Origin of the sequence: Burkholderia metallica (genome assembly GCF_902832845.1) — a bacterium.
GTDB classification, from domain to species: domain Bacteria; phylum Pseudomonadota; class Gammaproteobacteria; order Burkholderiales; family Burkholderiaceae; genus Burkholderia; species Burkholderia metallica.
Genome location: NZ_CADFDB010000002.1, coordinates 277,386 through 299,334, shown reverse-complemented (window position 1 = coordinate 299,334; position 21,949 = coordinate 277,386). Strand labels below are relative to the sequence as shown.

General features: G+C 68.3%; 20 protein-coding genes. 15 read left to right on the top strand and 5 right to left on the bottom strand.

The window, feature by feature from the left end; translation table 11 throughout:
- Positions 1–6 precede the first annotated feature (6 nt).
- The 3 genes from HWX08_RS08690 to HWX08_RS08680 all read right to left on the bottom strand — a co-directional run bounded on the left by HWX08_RS08690 (position 7) and on the right by HWX08_RS08680 (position 3,090).
- Positions 7–1,419, bottom strand: coding sequence for a 3-deoxy-D-arabino-heptulosonate 7-phosphate synthase (locus HWX08_RS08690; protein ID WP_174920395.1), 1,413 nt, complete (start codon positions 1,417–1,419; stop codon positions 7–9).
- A 137-nt stretch (positions 1,420–1,556) separates the two neighbouring features.
- Entirely contained in the window at positions 1,557–2,111 is a 555-nt protein-coding gene (locus tag HWX08_RS08685) for a GNAT family N-acetyltransferase (RefSeq protein ID WP_174920394.1), read from the bottom strand.
- Between the two features lie 217 nt (positions 2,112–2,328).
- Entirely contained in the window at positions 2,329–3,090 is a 762-nt protein-coding gene (locus HWX08_RS08680; protein WP_174920393.1) for a 2-keto-4-pentenoate hydratase, read from the bottom strand.
- 485 nt (positions 3,091–3,575) lie between these two features.
- Between HWX08_RS08680 and HWX08_RS08675 the strand changes: the two genes are divergently transcribed.
- The 7 genes from HWX08_RS08675 to HWX08_RS08645 all read left to right on the top strand — a co-directional run bounded on the left by HWX08_RS08675 (position 3,576) and on the right by HWX08_RS08645 (position 10,669).
- A complete protein-coding gene (locus HWX08_RS08675; protein ID WP_174920392.1) occupies positions 3,576–4,811 on the top strand; it encodes an ABC transporter substrate-binding protein in 1,236 nt (411 codons plus the stop codon).
- A gap of 70 nt (positions 4,812–4,881) precedes the next feature.
- Positions 4,882–5,751, top strand: coding sequence for a carbohydrate ABC transporter permease (locus HWX08_RS08670; protein WP_069258377.1), 870 nt, complete (start codon positions 4,882–4,884; stop codon positions 5,749–5,751).
- Positions 5,748–6,650 carry a carbohydrate ABC transporter permease gene (locus HWX08_RS08665; protein WP_174920391.1) on the top strand — a complete coding sequence of 301 codons (903 nt, stop codon included), beginning with the start codon at positions 5,748–5,750 and terminating at the stop codon, positions 6,648–6,650. Before HWX08_RS08670 ends, HWX08_RS08665 begins: the two co-directional genes overlap by 4 nt.
- A gap of 4 nt (positions 6,651–6,654) precedes the next feature.
- Positions 6,655–7,440, top strand: coding sequence for an SDR family NAD(P)-dependent oxidoreductase (locus tag HWX08_RS08660; RefSeq protein ID WP_174920390.1), 786 nt, complete (start codon positions 6,655–6,657; stop codon positions 7,438–7,440).
- Positions 7,437–8,582 (top strand): galactonate dehydratase, encoded by a 1,146-nt coding sequence (dgoD, locus tag HWX08_RS08655; RefSeq protein ID WP_069258380.1) that lies wholly within the window; start codon positions 7,437–7,439, stop codon positions 8,580–8,582. The genes HWX08_RS08660 and dgoD overlap by 4 nt, the downstream gene beginning before the upstream one ends.
- 31 nt (positions 8,583–8,613) lie before the next feature.
- On the top strand, positions 8,614–9,693 hold the full coding sequence (locus HWX08_RS08650) for an ABC transporter ATP-binding protein (protein WP_069258381.1): 1,080 nt from the start codon (positions 8,614–8,616) through the stop codon (positions 9,691–9,693).
- A 70-nt stretch (positions 9,694–9,763) separates the two neighbouring features.
- A complete protein-coding gene (locus tag HWX08_RS08645; protein WP_174920389.1) occupies positions 9,764–10,669 on the top strand; it encodes an SMP-30/gluconolactonase/LRE family protein in 906 nt (301 codons plus the stop codon).
- A 22-nt stretch (positions 10,670–10,691) separates the two neighbouring features.
- Here HWX08_RS08645 and HWX08_RS08640 read toward each other — a convergent pair whose 3' ends face one another.
- Positions 10,692–11,687, bottom strand: a complete 996-nt coding sequence (locus tag HWX08_RS08640) for a LacI family DNA-binding transcriptional regulator (RefSeq protein WP_226243673.1) — start codon at positions 11,685–11,687, stop codon at positions 10,692–10,694.
- Between the two features lie 307 nt (positions 11,688–11,994).
- On the opposite strand from HWX08_RS08640, the gene HWX08_RS08635 reads away from it, so the two are divergent.
- The 5 genes from HWX08_RS08635 (at position 11,995) to HWX08_RS08615 (ending at position 16,867) form a co-directional block, all read left to right on the top strand.
- Complete coding sequence (locus HWX08_RS08635; RefSeq protein WP_174920388.1) at positions 11,995–13,116, top strand: porin; 1,122 nt, start codon at positions 11,995–11,997, stop codon at positions 13,114–13,116.
- Positions 13,117–13,177: 61 nt separating this feature from the next.
- On the top strand, positions 13,178–14,296 hold the full coding sequence (locus HWX08_RS08630; protein WP_174920387.1) for a 2-dehydro-3-deoxygalactonokinase: 1,119 nt from the start codon (positions 13,178–13,180) through the stop codon (positions 14,294–14,296).
- On the top strand, positions 14,293–16,038 hold the full coding sequence (locus tag HWX08_RS08625; protein WP_174920386.1) for a right-handed parallel beta-helix repeat-containing protein: 1,746 nt from the start codon (positions 14,293–14,295) through the stop codon (positions 16,036–16,038). The genes HWX08_RS08630 and HWX08_RS08625 overlap by 4 nt, the downstream gene beginning before the upstream one ends.
- A 139-nt stretch (positions 16,039–16,177) precedes the next feature.
- Positions 16,178–16,660: a universal stress protein gene (locus HWX08_RS08620; RefSeq protein ID WP_069258386.1), complete on the top strand. Its 483-nt coding sequence runs from the start codon at positions 16,178–16,180 to the stop codon at positions 16,658–16,660.
- A gap of 15 nt (positions 16,661–16,675) precedes the next feature.
- On the top strand, positions 16,676–16,867 hold the full coding sequence (locus HWX08_RS08615) for a DUF2964 family protein (RefSeq protein WP_069258387.1): 192 nt from the start codon (positions 16,676–16,678) through the stop codon (positions 16,865–16,867).
- 52 nt (positions 16,868–16,919) lie between these two features.
- On the opposite strand, the gene HWX08_RS08610 is transcribed toward HWX08_RS08615, so the two are convergent.
- Positions 16,920–18,098 carry a tetratricopeptide repeat protein gene (locus HWX08_RS08610; RefSeq protein WP_174920385.1) on the bottom strand — a complete coding sequence of 393 codons (1,179 nt, stop codon included), beginning with the start codon at positions 18,096–18,098 and terminating at the stop codon, positions 16,920–16,922.
- 299 nt (positions 18,099–18,397) lie between these two features.
- Between HWX08_RS08610 and HWX08_RS08605 the strand changes: the two genes are divergently transcribed.
- From HWX08_RS08605 to HWX08_RS08595, 3 genes are all read left to right on the top strand, one after another.
- Positions 18,398–20,134, top strand: coding sequence for a site-specific integrase (locus HWX08_RS08605; RefSeq protein WP_174920384.1), 1,737 nt, complete (start codon positions 18,398–18,400; stop codon positions 20,132–20,134).
- A gap of 381 nt (positions 20,135–20,515) precedes the next feature.
- Positions 20,516–20,839: a TfoX/Sxy family protein gene (locus HWX08_RS08600; RefSeq protein ID WP_069258390.1), complete on the top strand. Its 324-nt coding sequence runs from the start codon at positions 20,516–20,518 to the stop codon at positions 20,837–20,839.
- A gap of 71 nt (positions 20,840–20,910) precedes the next feature.
- Positions 20,911–21,831 carry a hypothetical protein gene (locus HWX08_RS08595; protein WP_174920383.1) on the top strand — a complete coding sequence of 307 codons (921 nt, stop codon included), beginning with the start codon at positions 20,911–20,913 and terminating at the stop codon, positions 21,829–21,831.
- The last annotated feature ends 118 nt before the right edge of the window (positions 21,832–21,949 follow it).

Sequence of the window (21,949 nt, the reverse complement as noted above, 5' to 3'; positions counted from 1 at the left end):
CGTGCGTCACGCGTAGACGCTGCTCGCCACGCCGCCTTCATCGACATCGTCGATCGCGGCGCGCAAGTCGTCGATCGCCACCATCAATTCGCGAACCTGCCGCAACGACGGGTACTGATGCAGCACGGCATGCCATTGCGGCAGCGTCAGCAGCGCGTGCCAGACGACGCCCAGGCCGTCCGGGTCGGCATCCGGCTGCTGCGCGAGCGCGCTCGCGTATGCGAGGCTGGCTTGCGCCGACAGCAACTGCATTCGGCTCGCGGCGCCGAGCAGGCGCGGCGTCGCGTCCGCGGACGCATCGCAGCAATAGAGCACTTCCCGGGGCAGCGTGGCGTCGTCGGTCGTCAGCGCGCGCAGCGACGCGCCGTGCACGCGCACCGTGCCCTGGTGCGTCTCGAACGCATAGATCGTATCCGGGTCGGCCTGCGCGAGCAGGGTCAGGCCGCGCAGCAGCCGCGGCAGATCGGTCGTCGCGGCATCCGCGGACGCCTTCGCTTCGACGAGGAAGCGCACTTTCCATGCGGGTGCCGGGTCGTCGTCGCGCGGGCGTTCGAGCAGGACCGCGTCCCATTCGGTTTTCGCGCGATCGTGCCGGCCCGGTATCGACGACGGCACGCGCATCGACGTCACCACCCGGTACGTGCGGCGCGCGTCGACGGCGTCGAGCCGGCGGGCCAGCGCGTCGAGCGCCTGCGCGGCCAGCGCTTCGGCGGCGGCGCCGCGCCGCTGCGACGCGACGCCCTGCGCGACGGCGACCGTGCTGCCTTCGAGCGGACCATGGCGAACCCAGAGCGCGCGATAGCGGCGCACGTGCTCGTCCGCGGCCAGCGCGTCGACGCGCAGCATGCGTGCGAGCGCGGGGCTGTCTTTCAACTTGACGATGTCCTGCTCGAATGCGGCGTCGCTCGCCATGTCGGGCAGCGCGAGCAACTGCCGCAGCGTGTCGTGCAGGTCGGCCCACGACGCGGCGGTGGCGGCCGCATGCAGCCGCGCGAGCCCGTCGCGTTGCCACGGGCGGGCGCTGCGCTCGAGCTTGGCCGGGTGCGCGATCGCGTTGACGGCCGAATGCAGCGCGCGGCGGTCCTGTTCGGCGTGCGCGGTCAACGACGCGTATTCGCGCACGCTCGGCGCATCGTGTCGCAGCACCGCGGCCTGGAAGGCGGGGTCGCCGCCGTGCGGATCCATCGCATCGCGGATCATCCGTGCGAGCGCGTCGATGAAGCGCTGCCGCAGTGCCGCGCCGGGTGTCTGCCCGTCGCTGCGCGTCCGGCGCGCTTCCTCGATCACGATCGCCAGCGTGGCGGCCGGGTTCGCGGCGTCGGCCGGCGACAGCGCGCGGTCGAGCGGCGGCAGCCGGTAGCGGCGTGCGACGGTGCGCAGGGTTTCGTCGAGCAAGGCGGGAAGCGGTGTCAGCGACATGTTCGGGATCGGCGTGAAAGCGGTGCGCGGGCGCGGCGGAGCGGGCCGGAGCGAGCGACGATGTACAACGGTATCACGCCGGCGCGGGCGGGGCAGCGCATGTCGTTGCGAAGGAGCGGACGTGTCGGCCTGCGGTATCAGTCGGGCGCAATGTCCTTGGTCAACGTCTCGATGGTCAGGTTCGCGTCTCGCGGTCGGCCGACGCGGGCGTCCAACGGGTAGCCCTTCCGCTCGCCCGTTCGCGTGTAGCCGCGGCGCAAGTAGAAGTCGATCAGCTCATGGCGTACGGACAGAACGACCATCGCGGCCGTTTGGATCTTCCAGCTGCGGACGGCGAATTGCTCGGCCTCGTTCAGCAGTGCCTTTCCGAGCCCGCGGTCCTGCATCGACGGCGCGACGGCCAAGGTGCCGATATAGGCCGCGCTTCCGTCTTTCCTGACTTCGATGCAGCCGGCGATGCGGCCATCGATTTCCGCGACGAGCAGGACGGTGTCCGGTGTACGCAGCGTCGCGGCGAGCTGCGGCGATGTGATCCGCGGGCCGTCGATCAATGCGGATTCGTGCGTCCATCCGGCCGCGGCCGTCGTCGGGCGGTACGCCGCATTGACAAGTCGGACGAGCGCGTCGACGTCCTGCTCGTTTGCCGTGCGGTAGCGGGCGGCGCGTTGGATCGCGCCGGTCGTTTCATCCATTGGAGCACCCCGGGTTCGTTGCATCGGTTCGTTCTGAACGTCACGTCGTCGTCGCTCAAGGGTAGAGGGACGATTGGCTGCCACTGTGGAGGGGGCAGACGCGCACCTGATTACGGTCGCGAAAGACGCCGCGCATCGATTGCCGCCGTCACGCTGCGATCAGTAGTCAGCGATCAGCATCCCGACCTGGCTTAGCGATGCCTACGCACCGCGCCCGTCACGCCGTCAACGTCACCGACAGGCTCCCAAGTTCGCCGAAGCGGACCGTCAGTGCATCGCCGAGCGGCACCTCGATCGCGCCTGCATACGAGCCGGTCGTCACGATCTGCCCGGCACGCACCGGATCGCCGCGCGACGCGAGGAAATTGACGAGCCACACCAGCGGCTTGAGCGGATCGCCGTCCGGATGGCGGCCGTCGATCGTGCGGTTCAGCGCGCCTTCGAACGACAGCGCCAGCGTCTCGAGCGGCACGTTCAGCCCGTCGGGTACGACCGGGCCGACACACAGCCCCTGGTTGAATTGCCCGTCGGCCAGCAGCTCGAACTTCGATGCGCGCGTGGGTTCCGCATAGCGACAGCCGAGCACTTCGAGCACGATGCGCACTTCGCGGATCGCGTCGCGTACGGCCCGGTCGTCGTACGGCCGTTCGCGCGCGGGCAGGTCGCGGTCGAGCACGAACGCGATTTCCGGTTCGATCCGCACGATCGGCCCGCCGACGACGCGGTACGGCGCATCGGCCTCGCGGATCGTCGACGCGAAGATCGGCGCGAGGATCACGCGGTCGGGCGGCGGCAGCGCGCATTTCCAGCCGCCGACGGGTTCGCCGAGCAGGTCGGTCACGCGCTGCTGGATCGCGAGCGCGTCCTCCACGTTCTCGGGACGCAGCGCATCGGGCAGCAGCGGGCCGGGCGAGCCGGCATGGCGGGCGGCGACGAGATGCTGGGCGGCGCCGTCCACGCGTTCGGTAGTTGTTGTCATGTCGGTTGAGCGAATTGGAAGTGGAGCCCGCAAAAAGGGGCCGGACGAAAGTCGCACATGCGATGATAGCGCGCTTCGGCGGGACGGCTGTTCTGTGTCCGTCGAGGGTGGAAGCGGCAGCCTGGGCGCTTGCGCACCATCATCGTCTTCGCGAATTTTCCGTAAATCTGGATAGACACGCGTTTTTCCCTAAAACAACGATTCCTTCGATCCGGATACCGGAACGAACCTTCCATCGTCGTCCGGTCGCGTACCGGCGAACCTCGGGCGCGCCATCCCGTACGCCTCGGGATATCCCCTAGACGATCGCTTCATGTCCGCGCTTGCAAGCCGGGCACGTTGTGCGACACAATAGGGAAAGCGCTTTCCCAAATAAATCGGACGACGGGGACGCGCGGGCTTCCAGCGCGACGGATCGCGGCCGCCTTGCGTGCCGCATGCCACTGGCCGAGCGCAACGACTCAACAACGACGTGGAGACAGCAGATGTTCAACAGGCTTCGGGCGGCAACTTTCGCAGTCCTTTCAGTGTTGGCGGCGCAGGTGTGCGCCGCGCCGGTCACGCTCGACGTGACGGGCTGGAAGGGCGGCGGCGCCGAGCCCGCCAACATGGCGGTGCTGATCGCAAAGTTCGAGAAGGAAAACCCCGACATCAAGGTCAAGTTCGAGTACATGTCGCGTAACGACACGACGACGGTCGTGTCGTCGCGGCTGCAGGGCGGCAACGGGCCCGACGTGCTGATGGTCGACCGCGAGCTGATGCGGCAGTGGCAGGGCGCGCATCAGTTGCTGGACCTGAGCGGCGAGAAGTGGGTGCCGACGATCTGGCGCGGCGTGCGCGCGCATGCGCAGGTCGGCGGCAAGACCTACATGCTGCCGATGGAGCTGGTCGGCATCGGCCTGTTCGCGAACCTCGACCTGTTCAAGCGCGCGGGCGTCGCGACGGTGCCGACCGACGTCGACCAGCTGAAAGCCGCGTGCGGGAAGCTGGCGGCGGCCGGCATCACGCCGATGTTGCTGCCCGCGAAGGAAGGCTGGGCACCCGCGGCGCTCGTGATCGCGTCGGGGCTCGCGGCCGGCGGCGGCGACGCCGATGCTCGCGCCGAATCGTTCGTCGGCGCGGGCAGCGCGCGTTTCGCGGCCGATCCGGCGTTCAGGCAGTCGATGGCCGCGCTGAAAGTGCTCGCCGACGCGAAGTGCTTCGCGCCGCGCCTGAACGATGGCGTGAGCGCATGGAGCACGGGGTTGACCGAGTTCCAGGCCGGTCGCGTCGCGATGATGCCGCAGGGTGCGTGGAACATCGCGAAGTTCAGCGCGACGAAGGGGTTGGCGTTCCAGTTCGCGCCGCTGCCGGCGCTCGTGCCCGGCAACGGGCCCGTCGCGCTCGACATGCTCGGCACCGCGTGGGCGATCAACGCGGCGTCGCATCAGGCCGACGCGGCGAAGAAATGGCTCGCGTTCTGGGCACGCCCCGACAACGACCGCCAGTTCCTCGACGCGGAAGCCGGGTTCAGCCCGTTCGAGGGCGGTGCCGACGCGATGCCGCCGCAGGCGCAGCCGTATTCGGCCGCGCAGAAGAACGGGCATGTCGTTCTGTATCCGAAGGGCGTGTGGACCGGAACGCTGTTCACGGCGATCTGGAATTCGATGTCCGCGTATTTCCTCGACATCGGGCAGGACCCGGCGAAGCTGCTCGCGCGGTGGGATGCGGCCGCACGATGAACCGCGTATCCGCTGACATTTCCCGCGCCGCGCGATTGCGCGCGGTGCGGTTCGACGAAGGAGGTGCCCGATGAAGCGCAACCGGACCTTGCTGTGGTGCGCCGTGCCGGCGCTCGCGCTGTATGCGTTGCTGAGCCTGTATCCGCTGTTCAAGGCAGCGCGCATGAGCCTGACGGATTTTTCCGGCGTGGGCGATGCGCACTGGATCGGGCTCGCGAACTACGCGGCGGCGTTTCGCGATCCCGCGAGCCTGCATACGCTCGTCGTCACGTTCGCGTATGCGGCGATCGTCGTGATCGTGCAGAACGGGCTCGGGCTGCTGTTCGCGGCCTTGCTGTTCTCGCTGCCGCGGCTGCGCGGCGCGCTGCGGGTCGGGCTGCTGGTGCCGAGCATGTTCTCGGCGGTGATCGCCGGCTTCGTATGGGAGTACCTGTACTCGCCGCTCGGCGGCGGCATCAACGAACTGCTGCATCTCGTGCGTCTCGACGCGCTGCAGCAGGTATGGCTCGGCGATCCGTCGGTCACGCTGCCGGCCGTCACGGCCGTGCACGTGTGGATGTACGTCGGCTATTCGACCGCGATCTTCCTGGCCGGCTACCTGAACATTCCGTCCGAACTGCACGATGCCGCGAAGCTCGACGGCGCGAACGCATGGGTGCGCTTCACCCGCATCGACCTGCCGCTGCTCGCGCCGGCGTTCACCGTGAACATCACGCTGAGCACGATCGGCACGCTGAAGACCTTCGAGCTGCCGCTCGTGCTGACCAACGGCGGCCCCGACGGCGCGACGACCACGCTCGGGCTGCAGATCTTCCACAGCCTGTTCAACGACTACAAGTTCGGTTTCGCGAGCGCGCTGTCGATGATCATGCTCGCGATCGTCGTGGTGGTCGCGACCACCCAGAACACGATCCTGCGACGCCGGGAGGACAACCTGTGAACGTCATCCGTCAACGCTTTCACGCGGACCGTCCGTCCGCCGGCACGTCGGGCGGCGGGCTGCGCGCGGGCGCGCTGCTGCGCCGCGTACCGGGCTTCGCGCGGCTCGTTGCCGCAATCGCGATCGTCGCGATCGTGCTGCTGCCGACGATCTACATGGTGCTGATGTCGCTGCGCACCGGCGACGACATCATCGCGCGCCCGCTCGGGCTGCCCGATCACGTGTTCTTCGGCAACTACGCGGCCGTGTTCACGCAGATGAACTACTGGCGCAGCGTCGCGAACACGATCGGCATCACGCTTGCGGTCACGTTCCTCGTCGCCATGCTGTCGTCGCTCGCGGCCTATCCGCTGGCGCGCGTGAAGGGCAGGCTGTCGAACGCGGTCTACATCGTGCTGACGCTCGGTCTGACGATCCCGATGTTCGTCAGCCTGACGCCGCTCTACGTGCTGTTCCGCGACCTGCACCTGCTCAACACGTACCTCGGCGTCGTGCTCGCGTACACGGTGCAGAGCCTGCCGCTCGGCGTGTTCTTCTACACGAGCTTCCTGAAGCGGATTCCGCTCGAACTCGAGGAAGCCGCGGTGATGGACGGCTGCAGCCCGCTGCAGGTGTACTGGTACATCGTGCTGCCGCTGTTGCGGCCGATCACCGGCACGCTCGCGATGTTCGTCACGCTGTCGGTGTGGAACGACCTCGTCTATCCGCTGCTGTTCCTGACCGACTCGTCGAAATTCACGATCACGGTCGCGGTGTTCCGCTTCATCGGCACCAACGACATCGATCCGACCAAGCTGTTCCCGGCCGCCGTGATGGGCACGCTGCCGCTGCTCGTGCTGTTCTTCATTCTCCAGCGCAGGATCGTCGCGGGCATCACGGCCGGCGCGGTCAAGGGGTGACACCATGAATCCATTCGAATCGCTCGACGGCCGCGTGGTCGTCGTCACCGGCGGCGGCGACGGCATCGGCCTCGGCGTCGTCGAAGTCCTCGCGCAATGCGGCGTGCAGGTCGTGGTCGCGGAGAAGAACGCCGCGCGCGCCGATGCGGTGCGCGAACGGCTCGGCGGGCGGGACGCGCTGTTCGTCGAAACGGACGTCGCCGATCCCGCGAGCGTGGCTGCGCTGTTCGACCGCGTCGATGCACGTCACGGCCGGCTCGACGGGCTCGTGAACAATGCGGGCATTACGCTGCACGGCCCGTTCGACACATTCTCGCTCGACGACTGCGACCGCCTGTACCGCACCAACCTGCGCGCGATGTTCCAGTGCGCGCAGCTCGCGGCGCCGCGCATCGCGCGCGCGGGCGGCGGCGCGATCGTCAACATCGCGTCGAATCACGCGGGCGCGAGCGTACCGGGCTTCGAGATGTATGCGGCGACCAAGGGCGGCATCGTCGCAATGTCGCGTGCGATGGCGACGAGCCTCGCGCCGCAGCGCATCCGCGTGAATACGCTAAGCCCCGGCTTCACGCTGAACGCGCCGATCGGCGCGGCGCTCGAGCGCGATCCCGCGCTGCTCGACGCATACCGCGCGCTGCATCCGGCGCAGCGCATCAACGAGCCGGCGGATATCGGCCGGATTGCCGCGTTCCTGCTGTCGGACGCGGCGATCGCCATCGCCGGCGCGGATCTCGTCGCCGACAACGGCATGTCGGCATTGCTGTTCAACCGCACCCGTTCCTCCTCATGAAGATCACCGAAATCGAAACATTCGCGGTCGCGCCGCGCTGGCAGTTCGTGAAGGTCAGCACCGACGAGGGCCTCGCCGGCTGGGGCGAACCGATCGTCGAAGGGCGCGCGGCCACCACGGCCGCCGCCGTGCACGAACTCGCCGACTACCTGATCGGCCGCGATCCGCGCCACATCGAGGATCTGTTCCAGGTGATGTATCGCGGCGGCTTCTATCGCGGCGGCCCGATCCTGACGAGCGCGATTTCGGGCATCGAGCAGGCCCTGTGGGACATCAAGGCGCGCGCGCTCGGCGTGTGCGTCTACGACCTGCTCGGCGGGCCGGTGCGCGACAAGGCGCGCGTCTATGCGCACGTGAAGGGCGACACGCCCGACGAGATGGCCGCGAACGCGCGGCAGCTCGTCGAGGCCGGCTATACCGCGCTGAAGATGGGCGTGGTCAACGCAACCGACTGGATCGAATCGCCGGCGGCGATCGATCGCGCGGTCGCGCGTTTCGGCACGGTGCGCGATGCGATCGGCAAGGACGTGGGGCTCGGCATCGACTTTCACGGCCGCGTGCGCCGCCCGGTGGCGAAGGCGCTCGCGAAAGCGCTTGCGCCGTTCGATCCGATGTTCTACGAGGAATTGCTGCTGCCCGAGCACAACGATGCGCTGCGCGAAGTCGCGCGCGACTGCGCGGTGCCGCTCGCGACCGGCGAACGGCTGTTCACGCGCTGGCAGTTCAAGGAATTACTGCAGGAGGGCGTCGTCGACATCGTGCAGCCCGACGTGAGTCACACGGGCGGCATCTGGGAGCTGCGCAAGATCGCGGCGATGGCCGAAGCGTACGACGTCGCGGTCGCGCCGCATTGCCCGCTGGGGCCCCTGACGCTCGCGGCGTCGCTGCAGATCGATTTCTGCACGCCGAACGCGTTCATCCAGGAGCAGTCGACCAATGTGGCCTATCACGACGACAACGCGATGTATGCGTACACGCGCGGCATTCCGTTTGCGTTCGACGCGGGTTACGTCGCGCGCCCGGATGCGCCGGGGCTCGGCGTCGAGATCGACGAGGACAAGGTGAGGGAGGCTGCCGCAACCGGGCACCGCTGGCGCAACCCGGTGTGGCGTCGCGAGGACGGCTCGGTCGCCGAATGGTGAGCGGCAACAACGGACGAGGAGAAACGCAATCATGGCAAGTGTGTCGCTCAAGCAGATCCGCAAGCGTTACGACGACGGCGCGGATGTGATCAAGGACGTCAGCCTCGACATCGAGGACGGCGAATTCATGGTGTTCGTCGGCCCGTCGGGCTGCGGCAAGTCGACGATGTTGCGGATGCTCGCGGGGCTCGAGGAGATCACGTCGGGCGACCTGCTGATCGACGGGCGCCGCGTCAACGACGTGCCGGCCGCGAAGCGCGGGCTCGCGATGGTGTTCCAGAACTATGCGCTCTATCCGCACATGACGGTGTTCGAGAACATGGCGTTCGGGCTGAAGCTCGCGGGTGTCGACGCGGCCGAGACGCGCACGCGCGTCGGGCAGGCGGCCGAGGCGCTGCGACTGTCCGCGCTGCTCGAGCGCAAGCCGAAGGCGCTGTCCGGCGGCCAGCGGCAGCGCGTCGCGATCGGTCGCGCGATCGTGCGCAAGCCGGGCGTGTTTCTGTTCGACGAACCGCTGTCGAACCTCGACGCGGCGTTGCGCGGCGGGATGCGGCTCGAACTCGCACGGCTGCATCGCGAGCTCGGCAGCACGATGATCTACGTGACGCACGACCAGGTCGAGGCGATGACGCTCGGCGACCGGATCGCGGTGTTCAACGGCGGGCGCATCGAACAGGTCGGCTCGCCGCTCGCGCTGTACGAGCAGCCGGCGAACCACTTCGTCGCGTCGTTCCTCGGCTCGCCGTCGATGAACTTCCTGCCGTGCCGCGCGCACGGCGGCGTCGACGCCCCGCGCTTCGACGTGCCGGGCGGCTCGCTCGCGGTCGCGCCGGATGCCGCGCGCGCATGGCCGTCGGGTTCGCTGCAGCTCGGCATCCGGCCGGAGAATCTCGCGGTCGGCGCGCCCGGCACGGGGCTCGACGGCCGTGTCACGCACGCCGAGCATCTGGGCGACGCGACGATCGTCTATGTCGAGCTCGCAGGCCACGATCGGCCGCTGTCGGTGCGGCAGAACCGCGACGCGTATGCGGTCGCGGCCGGGCAGCCGGTCGGCGTGCGTGTCGACATGCGGCACGCGCACTTTTTCGACGACGCGGGCCGCGCGCTCTGAGTCCGGCCGGCAGGTTCCGCCCGCCGCACCGGGGGCGGCCGAACGCATGCATGCATAAGACAGAACTTCGATGACGACAGTAAAACTGGTACAGGGCGCGAACGCGATCCTGGGTGAAGGCCCGCTCTGGTGCGAACGCTCGGCGTCGCTCTACTGGATCGACATCAAGCGCACCGCGCTCTACCGCTACACGCCCGGCCACGGGCAGACGGGCTTCTGGTTGCTGCCGGAGCTGGCCGGTTGCGTCGCGAGTGTCGACGACGGCCGGCTGCTCGTCGCGCTGAAAAGCGGCCTGCACCTGTTCGATGCCGCGCACGGCACGCTCGAACGGCTGGCCGACGCCGCGCATGCGCGGCCGTCGCTGCGCTACAACGACGGCGCGGTCGACGCGCGGGGCCGCTTCTGGGTCGGCACGATGGCCGACGACGGCGACGGCCCCGGCGATCTGCATTGCTTCGAGCATGCGCATGCCTCGCGCGTAGCGGTGGCCGGCTTCGCCTGCGCGAACGGGATGGGCTGGAGCCCCGACGGCGCAACGATGTACGTGACGGATTCCGGCCGCCGCACGATCATCGCGTACGACTTCGACGTCGCCGCGGGGCGGTTGTCGAACGCGCGGCCGTTCGCGACGTTCGGCGACGCGCGCGGCGTGCCCGACGGGCTCGCGGTCGATGCGCAGGGCGGCGTGTGGTCGGCGATCTGGGACGGCTGGCGGCTGCATCGCTACGCGCCGGACGGCACGCTCGACCGGGTCGTCGAGATGCCGGTGCAGCGGCCGACCAGCGTCGCGTTCGGCGGTGCCGATCGCGCGACGCTGTTCGTGACGTCCGCGTCGGTCAACGTGAGCGCCGACGGGTTGCTGCGCGGGCCGCTCGCGGGCAGCCTGTTCGAGACGCGCCCGGGCGTGGCCGGGCTCGAACAGCATTGCATCGCGCGTGCGTGGCTGGGTGAAGCGCTCGCGGCCGTGCCGCGTTGACCGGACAGCGAGCGGCGCTCGCCTAGCGGCGGCGCGCGTCGCGCGGCCGCACCGTCGATTCGCGCACCACCAGCCGCGCGTCGAGCATCGTGTGCGGATCGGGCGACTTGCCGGCGAGCGCGTCGAGCAGCGTCGTCATCGCGACTTCGCCCGCGCGCTCGGTTTCGGTGTCGATCGACGTCAGCGTGGGTGACGTGAGCTTGCCGAGTTCGAGGTTGTCGAAACCGCACACGGCGACGTCGTGCGGGATCGCGATGCCGAGCCGTTCGGCTTCCTTGATGAAGCCGGCCGCAATCATGTCGTTGTAGCAGATCACCGCGTCGGGCGGCTCGGCCGCCAGCATCACCGATGCGCACACGCGCTCGCCGTCGGCCACCGTCGCACGCGGCACGCTGAAAGTGCGCAGCGGCAGGCCGGCGCGCGCGAGCACCTGCTCGGCGCCGGCGCGGCGTTCGTCGTCGCCGCGCGCGTTCGGCAGGCTGATGTACGCGAAGCGCTGGTATTTCTCCATCAGCAGATGCTGCGCGAGCATTTCGCCCGCGCGGACCGGATCGGAGTACAGCGTGAGCAGCCCGTCGCGTGGCGCGGAACCGACCGCGACCACCGGCTTGCCGAGGCTCGCGGTCCAGCGCAGGTCGTCGTCGGGCATGCTGGTGTTCAGGATCAGCCCGTCGACGCGCCGGCTCAGTTTCGTCAGCGCCGGCCGTTCACCCTTGCGGTTCTCGTCGGCGTCGACGATCAGGACGACGAAGTCGTTGCGCTGCGCGATGCGGTTCACGCCCTTGACCATCGCGGTGAAGTACGGGTTGAGAATGTCCTGGATCACGACGCCGACGGCGCCCGTCTGGCCGGTGGCCATCGAGCGCGCGAGCGGGTTCGACTCGTAGCCGAGCTCCTCGATCGCTTCGGCAATGCGGCGCTCGACGTCGGGCGAGAAGCGCTTCGTCTTGTTGATGAACTTCGAGACGGTTCCGATGGAGACGCCGGCTGCGGCGGCGACTTCGTTGATCTTGGCCACGATGAAAGTGTGTGTCAGTGCATTTTGCCGGCGAGCATAGCATGCGCGCCGGCGGCGGCGACCGTGCGGCGGCAGCGGGTGCGTGCCGTGCGATCGGACTCGGTAGTATCCCTTGGAGGACTCGAAATTCCTTGAAAAAGCGCAATCGTGCATCGACAATGAAAGCGCTTTCCCTTTCGCGAGCATAGCACGCGCGCAGTCCACTCGAAGCGGAGTGGAAAACGACGCACGACGACCGCCGCGAAATTTTTTTGCAACGGAGGGAAAGCGTTTTCCCTTATCAGATAACAAGCAGGAGGAGATCTGGATGCGACAGTATGGGTGGATCGCGGCGCTCGCTCTGGCGGTGCCGACCGTGGCGCACGCGCAATCGAGCGTTACCGTGTGGGGGCGTGTGGGCGGCGACGTGCAGTACCTGAGCGGCGTGCAGAACGGCCCGCATTCGACGGGCTCGCGCTTCTCGGAAGGCAACGACTGGGGGACGAGCATCCTCGGCATCACCGGCAAGGAGGATCTCGGCGGCGGCAACCAGGCCGTGTTCTGGCTCGAGTCGTCGATCAACGCGGCGAACGGCAACTACGGCGGCGGCGTGCTGTTCCAGCGCGGCGCGTGGGTGGGTTTCAAGAACGAGCGCTACGGGTTTTTGCGGCTCGGGCAGGGTTCGTTCATCAACAGCTACATCTGGTCGTACGATCCGCTGCTTGAGGAGAACTATTCGGTCGAGTCGCTGACGTCGTACCGCAACGGGCCGAAGCTGTCGAACGGGATCCGCTACGAATCGCCGAAATTCGGCGGCTTCTCGTTCGCGCTGCAGGCGAACCTCGGCAACAGCGCGAACGGCTGGTTGCGCGGCTCGCCGAACAACGTGAGCGCGACGGGGCTGTCCGACGGCGCGACGCTCGCTTATACGCACGGCGACTTCGAGGTGCGGGCCATCTGGAACGAGATCCGCAACCAGTACGGTCGCGAAGACAACCTGTTCACCGCGTCGCAGGAAGCGTTCATCGGCGTGCGCGACCGCTTCGGCCCCGCGCTGGTGCAGCTCGGATATACGCGCTACAGCGCGCCCGACACGCCCGCCGGCCTGTCGCGCACCGCGAACTACTACTGGGGCGGCGTGACCTATGACGCGACGCCGTTCCTGCATCTGCAGAGCGCCGTCTACTCGATGAAGATCGACGCGGGCCAGTGGACCGCCGATCACAGCGGCGAAGGGCGCTCGACGATCATCGGCCTTGGCGCGATGTACGACCTGTCCAAGCGCACGTTCCTGTATGCGACGGCCGCGCATGTGTTCAACAGCGCGGGTGCGAACCTGGGCGTGAACCCGCAGTCGCCGGGGTTCGGCAATGGCAACGGGCTCGGCGCGTCGCCGCTGCCGGGCCATGGACAGACGGGCGTCTACGCCGGGATCGAGACGCTCTTCTGATATCGGCCTGACGAAGCCGTTCCCAGCAACCAATAAACAGAGGAATCCTATGCAAAAAGCAATGCCTCGACCCGACGGCGACGCGCTCGTCCCGCGCCTGATCGCACTCGACTGGGGCACCACATCGCTGCGCGCATACCTGATGGCGGGTGCGGGGGCCGTGCTCGACGAACGGGCCGCGCCGAAGGGCGTGATGCAACTGGGCGGCGCGGCCGTCGCGATCGCTGACGCCTGCGATGCGGCGTTCGAGGACGTGTGCGGCGCATGGCTCGATGCATGGCCGACGCTGCCGGTCGTCGCGGCCGGCATGGTCGGCAGCGCGCAGGGCTGGCGCGAGGCGCCGTATGTGGACGTGTCGATCGACGCGGCCCGGCTCGGCGCGTCGCTGCAAACGGTGCGCGCGCGGCGCGGCACGACCGTGCATATCGTGCCGGGGCTGATCCAGCGTGGCGAACTGGCGAACGTGATGCGCGGCGAGGAAACGCAGATCGTCGGTGCGTTGCACGCGGGCGGCGCGACGCACGACGCTGCATCGCTTCGCTGGATCGGGTTGCCGGGCACGCATTCAAAGTGGGTCGCCGTGCGCGGCTCGCGGATTGAACGCTTCCGCACCTTCATGACGGGCGAACTGTACGCGCTGCTGTGCACGCACAGCCTGCTCGGCCGCACGATGCAGCCGTCGTCCGGGTTCGCGCGCGACGCATTCGAGCGCGGCGTGCGCGCCGCACAGGCCGGCCATGCGACGGGATTGCTCGCGACGATCTTCGGCAGCCGCGCGCGGTTGCTGGCTGGAGACCTGGCGCCGGTCGAGCAGGCCGACTACCTGTCCGGCGTGCTGATCGGGCATGAGCTGGCGGGGCTCGCCGCGGAAGGCGACGGGCCGGCTGCCGACGCAGGCGCAGGCGTGCCGCGATCGATGCTGATCGGCGATGCCGCGTTGTGCGAGCGTTACAGGCATGCGGCATCGCTGTTCGGCTGGCCGCCCGCCGATACGATCGACGGCGCGGCGGCAGCGGGGCTGTGGGTGCTGGCCGAGCGCGCGGGGTTGCTGGCGGTGTCGTCGTCCCGCGCAGCCGGCGAGCGGCCGAACGATGACGATGTTGTTTCCGCGGCCGGCGGCGCCGGCGCGTTCACACCACCCGGGTCGATCGCCCGGCAACAGGAGGAGGCATCACGATGAACAGACGCAATCTGGTGGCATGCGTATCGGTCGCGCTCGCAGCGTGCGGCGGGGATGGAAGCGGGAGTGCGCCCGCGGCAGGCATCGCGAGTGCGCGGGCAGCCGCGCCGATTCCTGCCGGCGCGTCGGTCTACGTCGACTGCTCGCAGCCGGACGACGGCACGGGTTCTCAGGCGTCGCCGTTCAATCGGCTCGGCGATCTCGCGACGACGATCGGAGCCGGCACGCACGTGTACTTCAAGCGGAGTGCGACGTGCACGGGCCAGTTCGTATCGCAGGGCTCCGGCACCGCATCGGCACCGATCGTCGTGGCGGCCTACGGCAGCGGAACCGCGCGGCCGGTGATCGCCGGCAACGTGTCGGGGCACGGGGCGGCCGGCGCGGCTGTCGCGCTGACGAACCAGGAATACTGGGAAATCCACGACCTCGAAGTGACCAATACGGCTGCCCAGCGTGCGGAGCGCAACGGGATCCTCGTACTGCTGCAGGACTTCCGGAACGGCACCGATGCGAACGGCAATCCGCTCGGCGTCGGCCATCACTACTTGATCGACAACGTGTACGTGCACAACGTCTATGGCAACAACGACGACAGCAACGACCAGAACACGACGCCGGGCGTGACCGGCAACAAGTGGAGCAACGGCATCCAGTTTCGCGTGACGGGTACCGCCATCCCGAACCGCTTCGACGGTGTCACCGTGCAGAACAGCAAGATAGCGACGGTCGACCGCGAAGGGCTGACGACGTGGTCCGACCAGAATTGCCGCACGCAGTTCGGCTGCACGGGCACTCAGAACTGGCTCGCGTCGACGAACGTCGTATTCAAGGGCAATACGATTCACGACATCGGCGGCGACGGCATGGTGATTCGCGTTGCGCAGAACGCGCAGGCGTACGGCAACCTCGGTTACGACATCGCGATGCGCGCGCTCAACTCGAACGCGGGCTTCTGGACCATCAACAGCGACGGTACCGACTTTCAGTATAACGAAGTGCATCACGTGCGGCGCGGTTCGGGCAACAACGACGGCGAAGCGTTCGATGCCGACTACGGCAACAACAATCCGATCTTCCGGCACAACTACAGTCACGACAACGCGGGCGGCTTCCTGCTGTTGTGCGGCGGTTGCGGCGGAGGCGCCTACACGCAGGGCGTCGTCGCACGCTACAACCTGAGCGTGAACGATGCGCGCGAGATCGTGATGGCCGACGGTTCGGGCAAATTCAACAGCGACGGCAGCGTCACCGGGCCGCTGCAGTTCTACAACAACACGATCTACCTGCCGGCCGGATCGAGTACGGCGATCACTGCCACGCAGAGCGCCGGCTACAAGACGGCGATCCAGTTCTCGAACAACATCGTCGACAATCTCGGCACGGGCGCTTACCTGGCGTCGAGCGCGAATTACGTGCCGACGTGGCGCAACAACCTGTTCTTCGGCACCAACCATGCGGGCGATCCGTCGGACGCTACCGAAATCAGCGGCGATCCGCAGTTCGCGGGCCCGCTGACCGACGCGAGCGGCAATTCACCGACCGGCTTCGCCGGCGGTCCGTACGACAATTACGCGGCGCTCGCGGGGTTCAGGATTGCCGCGCAGTCGCCTGCCGCGAGCAAGGGCAGCATGATCGAACTGCCGAGCACGGTCGACCTGTACCAGAATCCGTTGCCGACGAAGTGCGCGCCCGACATCGGCGCGCATCAGGTGACGCCGGTGCCGGCGACGTGCGCACCGTGACGGCGACGCGACGCTTTGCCGCGCCGCCGGCTGCCGGTCGATCTTGATCTCCGTCAACCTCCGAACCCGCCATCAGCCGATGATGGTGACAAGGCCGCGCGCCATGGGACGCGCGGCCACTCACCCCAGCGAGGTTCGCATGTACGAAAAGATCATGGTGGCCGTCGACGGCAGCGCTTCGTCGAAGCAGGCGCTTGCCGAGGCAGTGAAGGTCGCGCTGGCAGGCGACGCGCACGTCAGCGTCGTGTATGTGGTGGACAAGTCGGTGCTGTTCACCTACGCGGGCCGTTTCGACCCGCACGCGCTGGTCGAGGAAATCCGCGACGACGGCCGCAAGGTGCTGCGCGAAGCCGAGCAGATCATTGCACTTGCCGGCGCGAAGGGCGAGGCCGAACTCGTCGAGACCGAGAGCATCGGCGAGGACATCGCGGAGCGCCTGCAGCGCTACGTGAAGGAATGCGGGATCGATCTCGCGGTGGTCGGCACGCACGGGCGGCGCGGGATCCGCCGCGTGCTGCTCGGCAGCGTCGCCGAGCGCTTCGTGCGCGGCTCGAAGTGCCCGGTGCTGCTGATTCGCGGCGACGATGATGACGCAGCGGCTACGGCTGCCGCTGCTGCCTGACGCGAGGGACGCACGATGATACGTCGCCAGTACCGGATCGTCGTTGCGGCGATCGCCGTGTTCGTGTCGCTCGCGGGGATGATGGCCGTGGTGTCGGGGCTGCTGTTCGACAACACGATGGCGCTGCGCGGCGGCGCGATCGCGCTGATCGTCGGCGTGGCCGCCTTCGTCGTGATGCTCAATCCGGGGCCGAAAGGCGAGGCGTGACGCGGGCGGGCCCGCACGCTTTCTTGTTTCCCGCCCCGCCGTTGTTTCTCACTTACTCGCTGGCGGTATCCGGCGCCTTCGCGTCGTCCTGCCCGATCGGTATCGCCAGCCGCTTCACCGTCTCCGCCAGCTCCGCGTTCTTCGGCTGAATCTTCCGCGCCTGCGCGAACGCATCGCGCGCTTCATCCCGGCGCCCCATCTTCCACAGCACTTCGCCCTTGTGCGTCAGTCCGGTCGCTTGGGCTTCGCGCGCATCGTCGTCGCCGTCCTTCGCGAAGATCGCGATCGAACGGCCGAACCACGCGAGCGCCTCTTCATTGCGATCGAGCCGGTACAGCGCCCAGCCCTTGCTGTCGAGTGCATACGGATCGTCGGGCGACTTCGCGAGATGCGCGTCGATCATCTCGAGCCCCCGTTCGACTTCCACGCCGGCGTCCGCGAGCCGGTAGCCGATGTCGTTCAGGTGATCGTCCGGAATCCTGTCGAAATCGAGCGCGGCAGTCACGCGGCCCGCATCGCGTTCGGCGATCGCGAGCGACAGCAGCTTCGCGACGATATGCTGCCGTAAATCGCTGCTGATCCGGTCACCGTTGGCGACCAGCGTGCCGAGGTACTGCGTGTACAGGTCGGGCGCGCCCGGGGCGTTTGCGCTGTTCGCGATCGCCGCGCCTGGCCCCGCGCACCAGTCGGTGTCGGCCGAGCCGGCCAGTGTGCCGACGTAAAGATTGACGTTGCGCGGCGTGCGCGATTGCGCGTAGTAGGTGTAGCCGTTGGCATCCGAGTAGCCGCACGCCAGATATTCGTTCTCGACGTCCAGCACGTACGGGACGTGGCCAAGCGGTGTCGTGCCGCCCGGGTCGACCACCCGGAACGATTCGCCCATGTCGCCGTCGCCGATGACCGGGTTGAACACCCACTGCTTCTCCGGATGCCGTTTCGGCAGCCGGATCGTCACGGTGCGCCCGGCCGCGTCGGTCGTGCCGAAGATCACGCTGTCATGCTGATCCGGCTTGACGGGCAGCCCCGCGATGACCTGACCGGGCAGGAACAGCCGGTAGCGCGCATTCGGCAGCGGCTGCTGCGTGACGGGGTCGCGCAGCACGAACTGGTGAACGTAAGCCCCTTTTCCGAGCGACGCGGTCGGCGGGATATAGGTGCGCGCGTACGCGGCCGGCAGGGCGGTGCAGCTCAAGGTCGCGGCGACGAGCGCGGCGAGAAGGCGGGATGTCATGGATTTGCGGTTCTTGTTGGTAAAGGTGTTATTGACCGACGGCCGGAAATGCAATGAACGATCTGCGGGACTTTCGATGTCCCGCTGCGATCCCGATACGGATGGCCGGATCGTCCAGCGCAATTCAATGCGGATCTCTCCCGCCGCAACGTGATGCGGGGAAACGGCGGACGGATCACGCGCGAATGCAGTGCGCAGCATAACAGGCTGGGTCGAACGTCCCGCCCGTGAACTTTCATCTCGACGGAACGCCGCGCGCGACGTTTCCGGCCGCGCGCGCTTCTGTCAAACTTGCGACCATGAAACCTCGCCTCACCTCATCGCCTTCCTCCGATTCCGCGCCTGCGCCCGCAGGCTTTCCCGACGCCGACGAACTGGCCGCGCTGCGTGCGTGGTATGCGGGCATGACCGTGCGCCAGGTCGTCGAGCGCTACCTGCCCGATCGGCTCGGCGACGGGCGTTCGGCGCGCGGTGTGATCGGCGGCATCCGGCGCCGCCTCGTGCGCGTCGCGCGGCAAGCGGGCCGGCCCGATCTCGCGGAGCGGCTCGGTCATCCCGACGGTGAGCGTGCGCAGGCGGCGAAGGCCGCGGCCGAAGCGATCGGCGTGCTGCGTCATGCGCGCGCGCCGGTCCCGCAGATCAGCGACGACGTCGGCCTGTGGCTACCCGCGCGCGCGGTCGTCGCGCTGCGTGCGCACGGCATCACGACGCTGGCCGACCTCACGGTGCGGATTCCGCGCCGGCGCCAGTGGTGGCGTGCGATCGCGGGCCTCGGCGTGGCCGGTGCGCGGCACATCGAGGCGTTTTTCGCCGCGCATCCGGACCTGACCGAACGGGCGCGCGCGCTGATCGCGGCGACGCCGCGCGGCAGCATCGTGCCGTGGGAGCAGTTGAAGCTGCCGCACGAGGTCGACGGCTCGGCCGGCACGTTCCGCGCGCCGCGCGCGACCTGCACGCTCGATGCGGACAACGACTACGCGGCCGTGCATGCGTGGTTGTCGCTGCACGAATCGGCCGCGACGCGGCGTGCGTACCGGAAGGAGGCCGAGCGGCTGATCCTGTGGGCGATCGTCGAACGCGGCCGCGCGCTGTCGTCGTTGACGACCGAGGATGCGGTCGCGTATCGCGCGTTCGTGCGGCGCCCGACGCCGCACGAGCGCTGGGTCGGGCCCGTGCGGCCGCGCGGCGCGCCCGACTGGCGGCCGTTCTCGGGCGCACTGTCCGCCCGCTCGGCGGCGTACACGCTGTCGGTGCTCGGCGCGCTGTTCCGCTGGCTGATCGAGCAGCGCTACCTGCTCGCGAATCCGTTCGCGGGCGTCAAGGTGCGCGACACGCGCGGCGCGAACGCACTCGACACGTCGCATGCGTTCACCGAAGGCGAGTGGCTGCTCGTGCGGACGATCGCCGACGGGCTCGAGTTCCGCAAAGCTACGGCGGCCGGCGCGCCGCAGTCGGGCTGGACGCCGGCCGCCGCGCAACGGCTGCGCTTCATTCTCGATTTCGGCTACGCGACCGGGCTGCGCGCGAGCGAGCTGGTCGGCGCGACGCTCGGCGACATCGAGACCGATGTGCACGGCGATGCGTGGCTGAAGGTGATCGGCAAGGGCGGCAAGGCCGCGCGGGTCGCGTTGCCGCCGCTCGCGCGCACGGGGCTCGACCGCTATCTGGTCGCGCGCCGGCTGCCGGTCACGCCGTCGCGCTGGCGGCCCGATACGCCGCTGATCCCGAGCCTCGCGGAAGACGGCGCGGCCGCGATCACGAGCGTGCGGCTGTGGAAGGTGATGCAGCGGTTCTTCGCGCAGACGGCCGAGCAGGTCGATGCCGACAATCCCGCGCTCGCGCAGAAGCTGCGGCAGGCGAGCCCGCACTGGATGCGGCATACGCATGCGACGCATGCGTTGGCGCGCGGCGCGGAGTTGACGACCGTGCGCGACAACCTGCGGCATGCGTCGATCTCGACGACGTCGATTTATCTGCACGGCGACGACGTGAAGCGCGCGCGGCAGATGTCGAGCGCGTTCGCGGCCGACAAGTAACGGCGTCGTTTCGGTCGGGCGGCGGCCGCACGCCGCCGCGTGTGGGCCATGTCGGCTGTCGACGCGTGCTCTGCCGCGCGTTTCCGCGCCGCGCTCGAAAGCGGGGCGGCCGCGCTGCGGCGCGTGGCGAATGCGTGCGTGCGGTTTTGACCATACGAGAAACATGCGATTCAGGTTTAAGCGCGGGCCGGATGTCGCACCGTCATGCAACTGTCACGGCCCATAGCGCAGCGCGCCATGGGCCGGCAAGCGCCGCCCTCCGCGCGTTAATCCACGTTCCGCCGACGAAACGATGCCGCACCGCAGCGCAGTCGGATTTATCCATCGCGCGGAACGGTCCGCCACACACGACGGTCATAAACTTTTTGCAAGGAGCGACGGATGGCATCGAGCCAAAGTACGGTCGATTTCATCGTCGAGCAGATGGCGGGGGCCGGCACGGTATCGGCACGCAAGATGTTCGGCGAGTACGGTATCTATTGCGACGGCAAGATGGTCGCGCTCGTCTGCGACGACCGGCTGTTCGTCAAGCCCACGGCCGAAGGCCGCGCGTTTCTCGGCACCTGCGACGAAGGCTCGCCGTATCCGGCCGCGAAACCGCACCTCGTGATCGGCGGCGAGCGCTGGGACGACCGCGAATGGCTGTCGGCGCTGATCCGGATCACCGCCGCGCAGTTGCCGGTGCCAGTCAAGCGCGGCCGCTAGCAGCCGTGCGCGATCCGCAGGCGTATTCTGTGATACATGCGCGCGGCCATCGCGCGCCAGGGAGTACAAGAATGGAGACATCCGGACATTCGTGCGGCACGCGGCTTGGCCGCCGCGCGGCGCGCACGCTCGTGGCGGCGTTGTGTGTCGGCTGGAGCGCGCTGTCGTTCGGCGCGGAGGCCGCGAACGGCGCGGCCGCGCTGCTCGACCGTTACCACAGCCTCGGCGCGCAACTGAAGGACAACGCGTTTCACCGGCCGCTGGTCCTCGAATCGGCGGAAGCGTCGTCGTCGCTGAAGGGCGACATCTACGCGGTGGTCGACTATCCGTACGCAGTCGTGAGCGGCCAGCTCGACGATCCCGCGCAGGGCCCCGCGAACTGGTGCGCGGTGCTGATCCTGCATCTGAACACGAAGTATTGCCATGCGTCGACCGGCAGCAACGGCCCGGTGCTCGACGTGAACCTCGGCCGCAAGATCCAGCAGAAGCTGCCGGACACCTATCGCGTGCAGTTCCGCTATCGCGTGGCGGCCGCGACGCCCGACTATTTCCAGGTCGACCTGACCGCCGACAGCGGCCCGATGGGCACGAAGGATTACCGGATCGCGCTGGAGGCCGTGCCGGTGGGCGGTTCGCGCACGTTCCTGCATCTCACGTATTCGTATGGCTTCGGCACGGTCGGGCGCATGGCGATGAAGACCTACCTGGCGACCGTCGGCAGCGACAAGGTCGGCTTCACGGCCGTCGGCGGCGGATCGGCCGCGCAGCCGCAGTATGTCGGCGGCGTGCGCGGGCTGCTGGAGCGCAACACGATGCGCTACTACCTCGCGATCGATGCGTATCTCGCGACGCTCGACAAGCCGCTCGACCAGCGCCTCGCGCGCTGGTTCGACGCGACCGAGCAGTATCCGCAGCAATTGCACGAGGTCGAGCGCGGCGCGTATCTGCAGATGAAAACGCAGGAGGTGCAGCGGCAGCAGGCGGCGCGGTAGGGGGCGCATGGTTGATGCGGCGCAGCAAGCGGACAGCTTCGTGAACGTTGTCCATCTGGCTGGCACGAGATGGAAGTGTGTGGCGGACACAATTCGACACCGTTTTCCAGGAGCCCGT

Excerpts from the sequence above, each read along its gene's own strand:
- HWX08_RS08690 (WP_174920395.1), bottom strand. The coding sequence starts at position 1,419 with ATGTCGCTGACACCGCTTCCCGCCTTGCTCGACGAAACCCTGCGCACC.
- HWX08_RS08685 (WP_174920394.1), bottom strand. The coding sequence starts at position 2,111 with ATGGATGAAACGACCGGCGCGATCCAACGCGCCGCCCGCTACCGCACG.
- HWX08_RS08680 (WP_174920393.1), bottom strand. The coding sequence starts at position 3,090 with ATGACAACAACTACCGAACGCGTGGACGGCGCCGCCCAGCATCTCGTC.
- HWX08_RS08675 (WP_174920392.1), top strand. The coding sequence starts at position 3,576 with ATGTTCAACAGGCTTCGGGCGGCAACTTTCGCAGTCCTTTCAGTGTTG.
- HWX08_RS08670 (WP_069258377.1), top strand. The coding sequence starts at position 4,882 with ATGAAGCGCAACCGGACCTTGCTGTGGTGCGCCGTGCCGGCGCTCGCG.
- HWX08_RS08660 (WP_174920390.1), top strand. The coding sequence starts at position 6,655 with ATGAATCCATTCGAATCGCTCGACGGCCGCGTGGTCGTCGTCACCGGC.
- dgoD (WP_069258380.1), top strand. The coding sequence starts at position 7,437 with ATGAAGATCACCGAAATCGAAACATTCGCGGTCGCGCCGCGCTGGCAG.
- HWX08_RS08650 (WP_069258381.1), top strand. The coding sequence starts at position 8,614 with ATGGCAAGTGTGTCGCTCAAGCAGATCCGCAAGCGTTACGACGACGGC.
- HWX08_RS08645 (WP_174920389.1), top strand. The coding sequence starts at position 9,764 with ATGACGACAGTAAAACTGGTACAGGGCGCGAACGCGATCCTGGGTGAA.
- HWX08_RS08635 (WP_174920388.1), top strand. The coding sequence starts at position 11,995 with ATGCGACAGTATGGGTGGATCGCGGCGCTCGCTCTGGCGGTGCCGACC.
- HWX08_RS08630 (WP_174920387.1), top strand. The coding sequence starts at position 13,178 with ATGCCTCGACCCGACGGCGACGCGCTCGTCCCGCGCCTGATCGCACTC.
- HWX08_RS08625 (WP_174920386.1), top strand. The coding sequence starts at position 14,293 with ATGAACAGACGCAATCTGGTGGCATGCGTATCGGTCGCGCTCGCAGCG.
- HWX08_RS08620 (WP_069258386.1), top strand. The coding sequence starts at position 16,178 with ATGTACGAAAAGATCATGGTGGCCGTCGACGGCAGCGCTTCGTCGAAG.
- HWX08_RS08615 (WP_069258387.1), top strand. The coding sequence starts at position 16,676 with ATGATACGTCGCCAGTACCGGATCGTCGTTGCGGCGATCGCCGTGTTC.
- HWX08_RS08610 (WP_174920385.1), bottom strand. The coding sequence starts at position 18,098 with ATGACATCCCGCCTTCTCGCCGCGCTCGTCGCCGCGACCTTGAGCTGC.
- HWX08_RS08605 (WP_174920384.1), top strand. The coding sequence starts at position 18,398 with ATGAAACCTCGCCTCACCTCATCGCCTTCCTCCGATTCCGCGCCTGCG.
- HWX08_RS08600 (WP_069258390.1), top strand. The coding sequence starts at position 20,516 with ATGGCATCGAGCCAAAGTACGGTCGATTTCATCGTCGAGCAGATGGCG.
- HWX08_RS08595 (WP_174920383.1), top strand. The coding sequence starts at position 20,911 with ATGGAGACATCCGGACATTCGTGCGGCACGCGGCTTGGCCGCCGCGCG.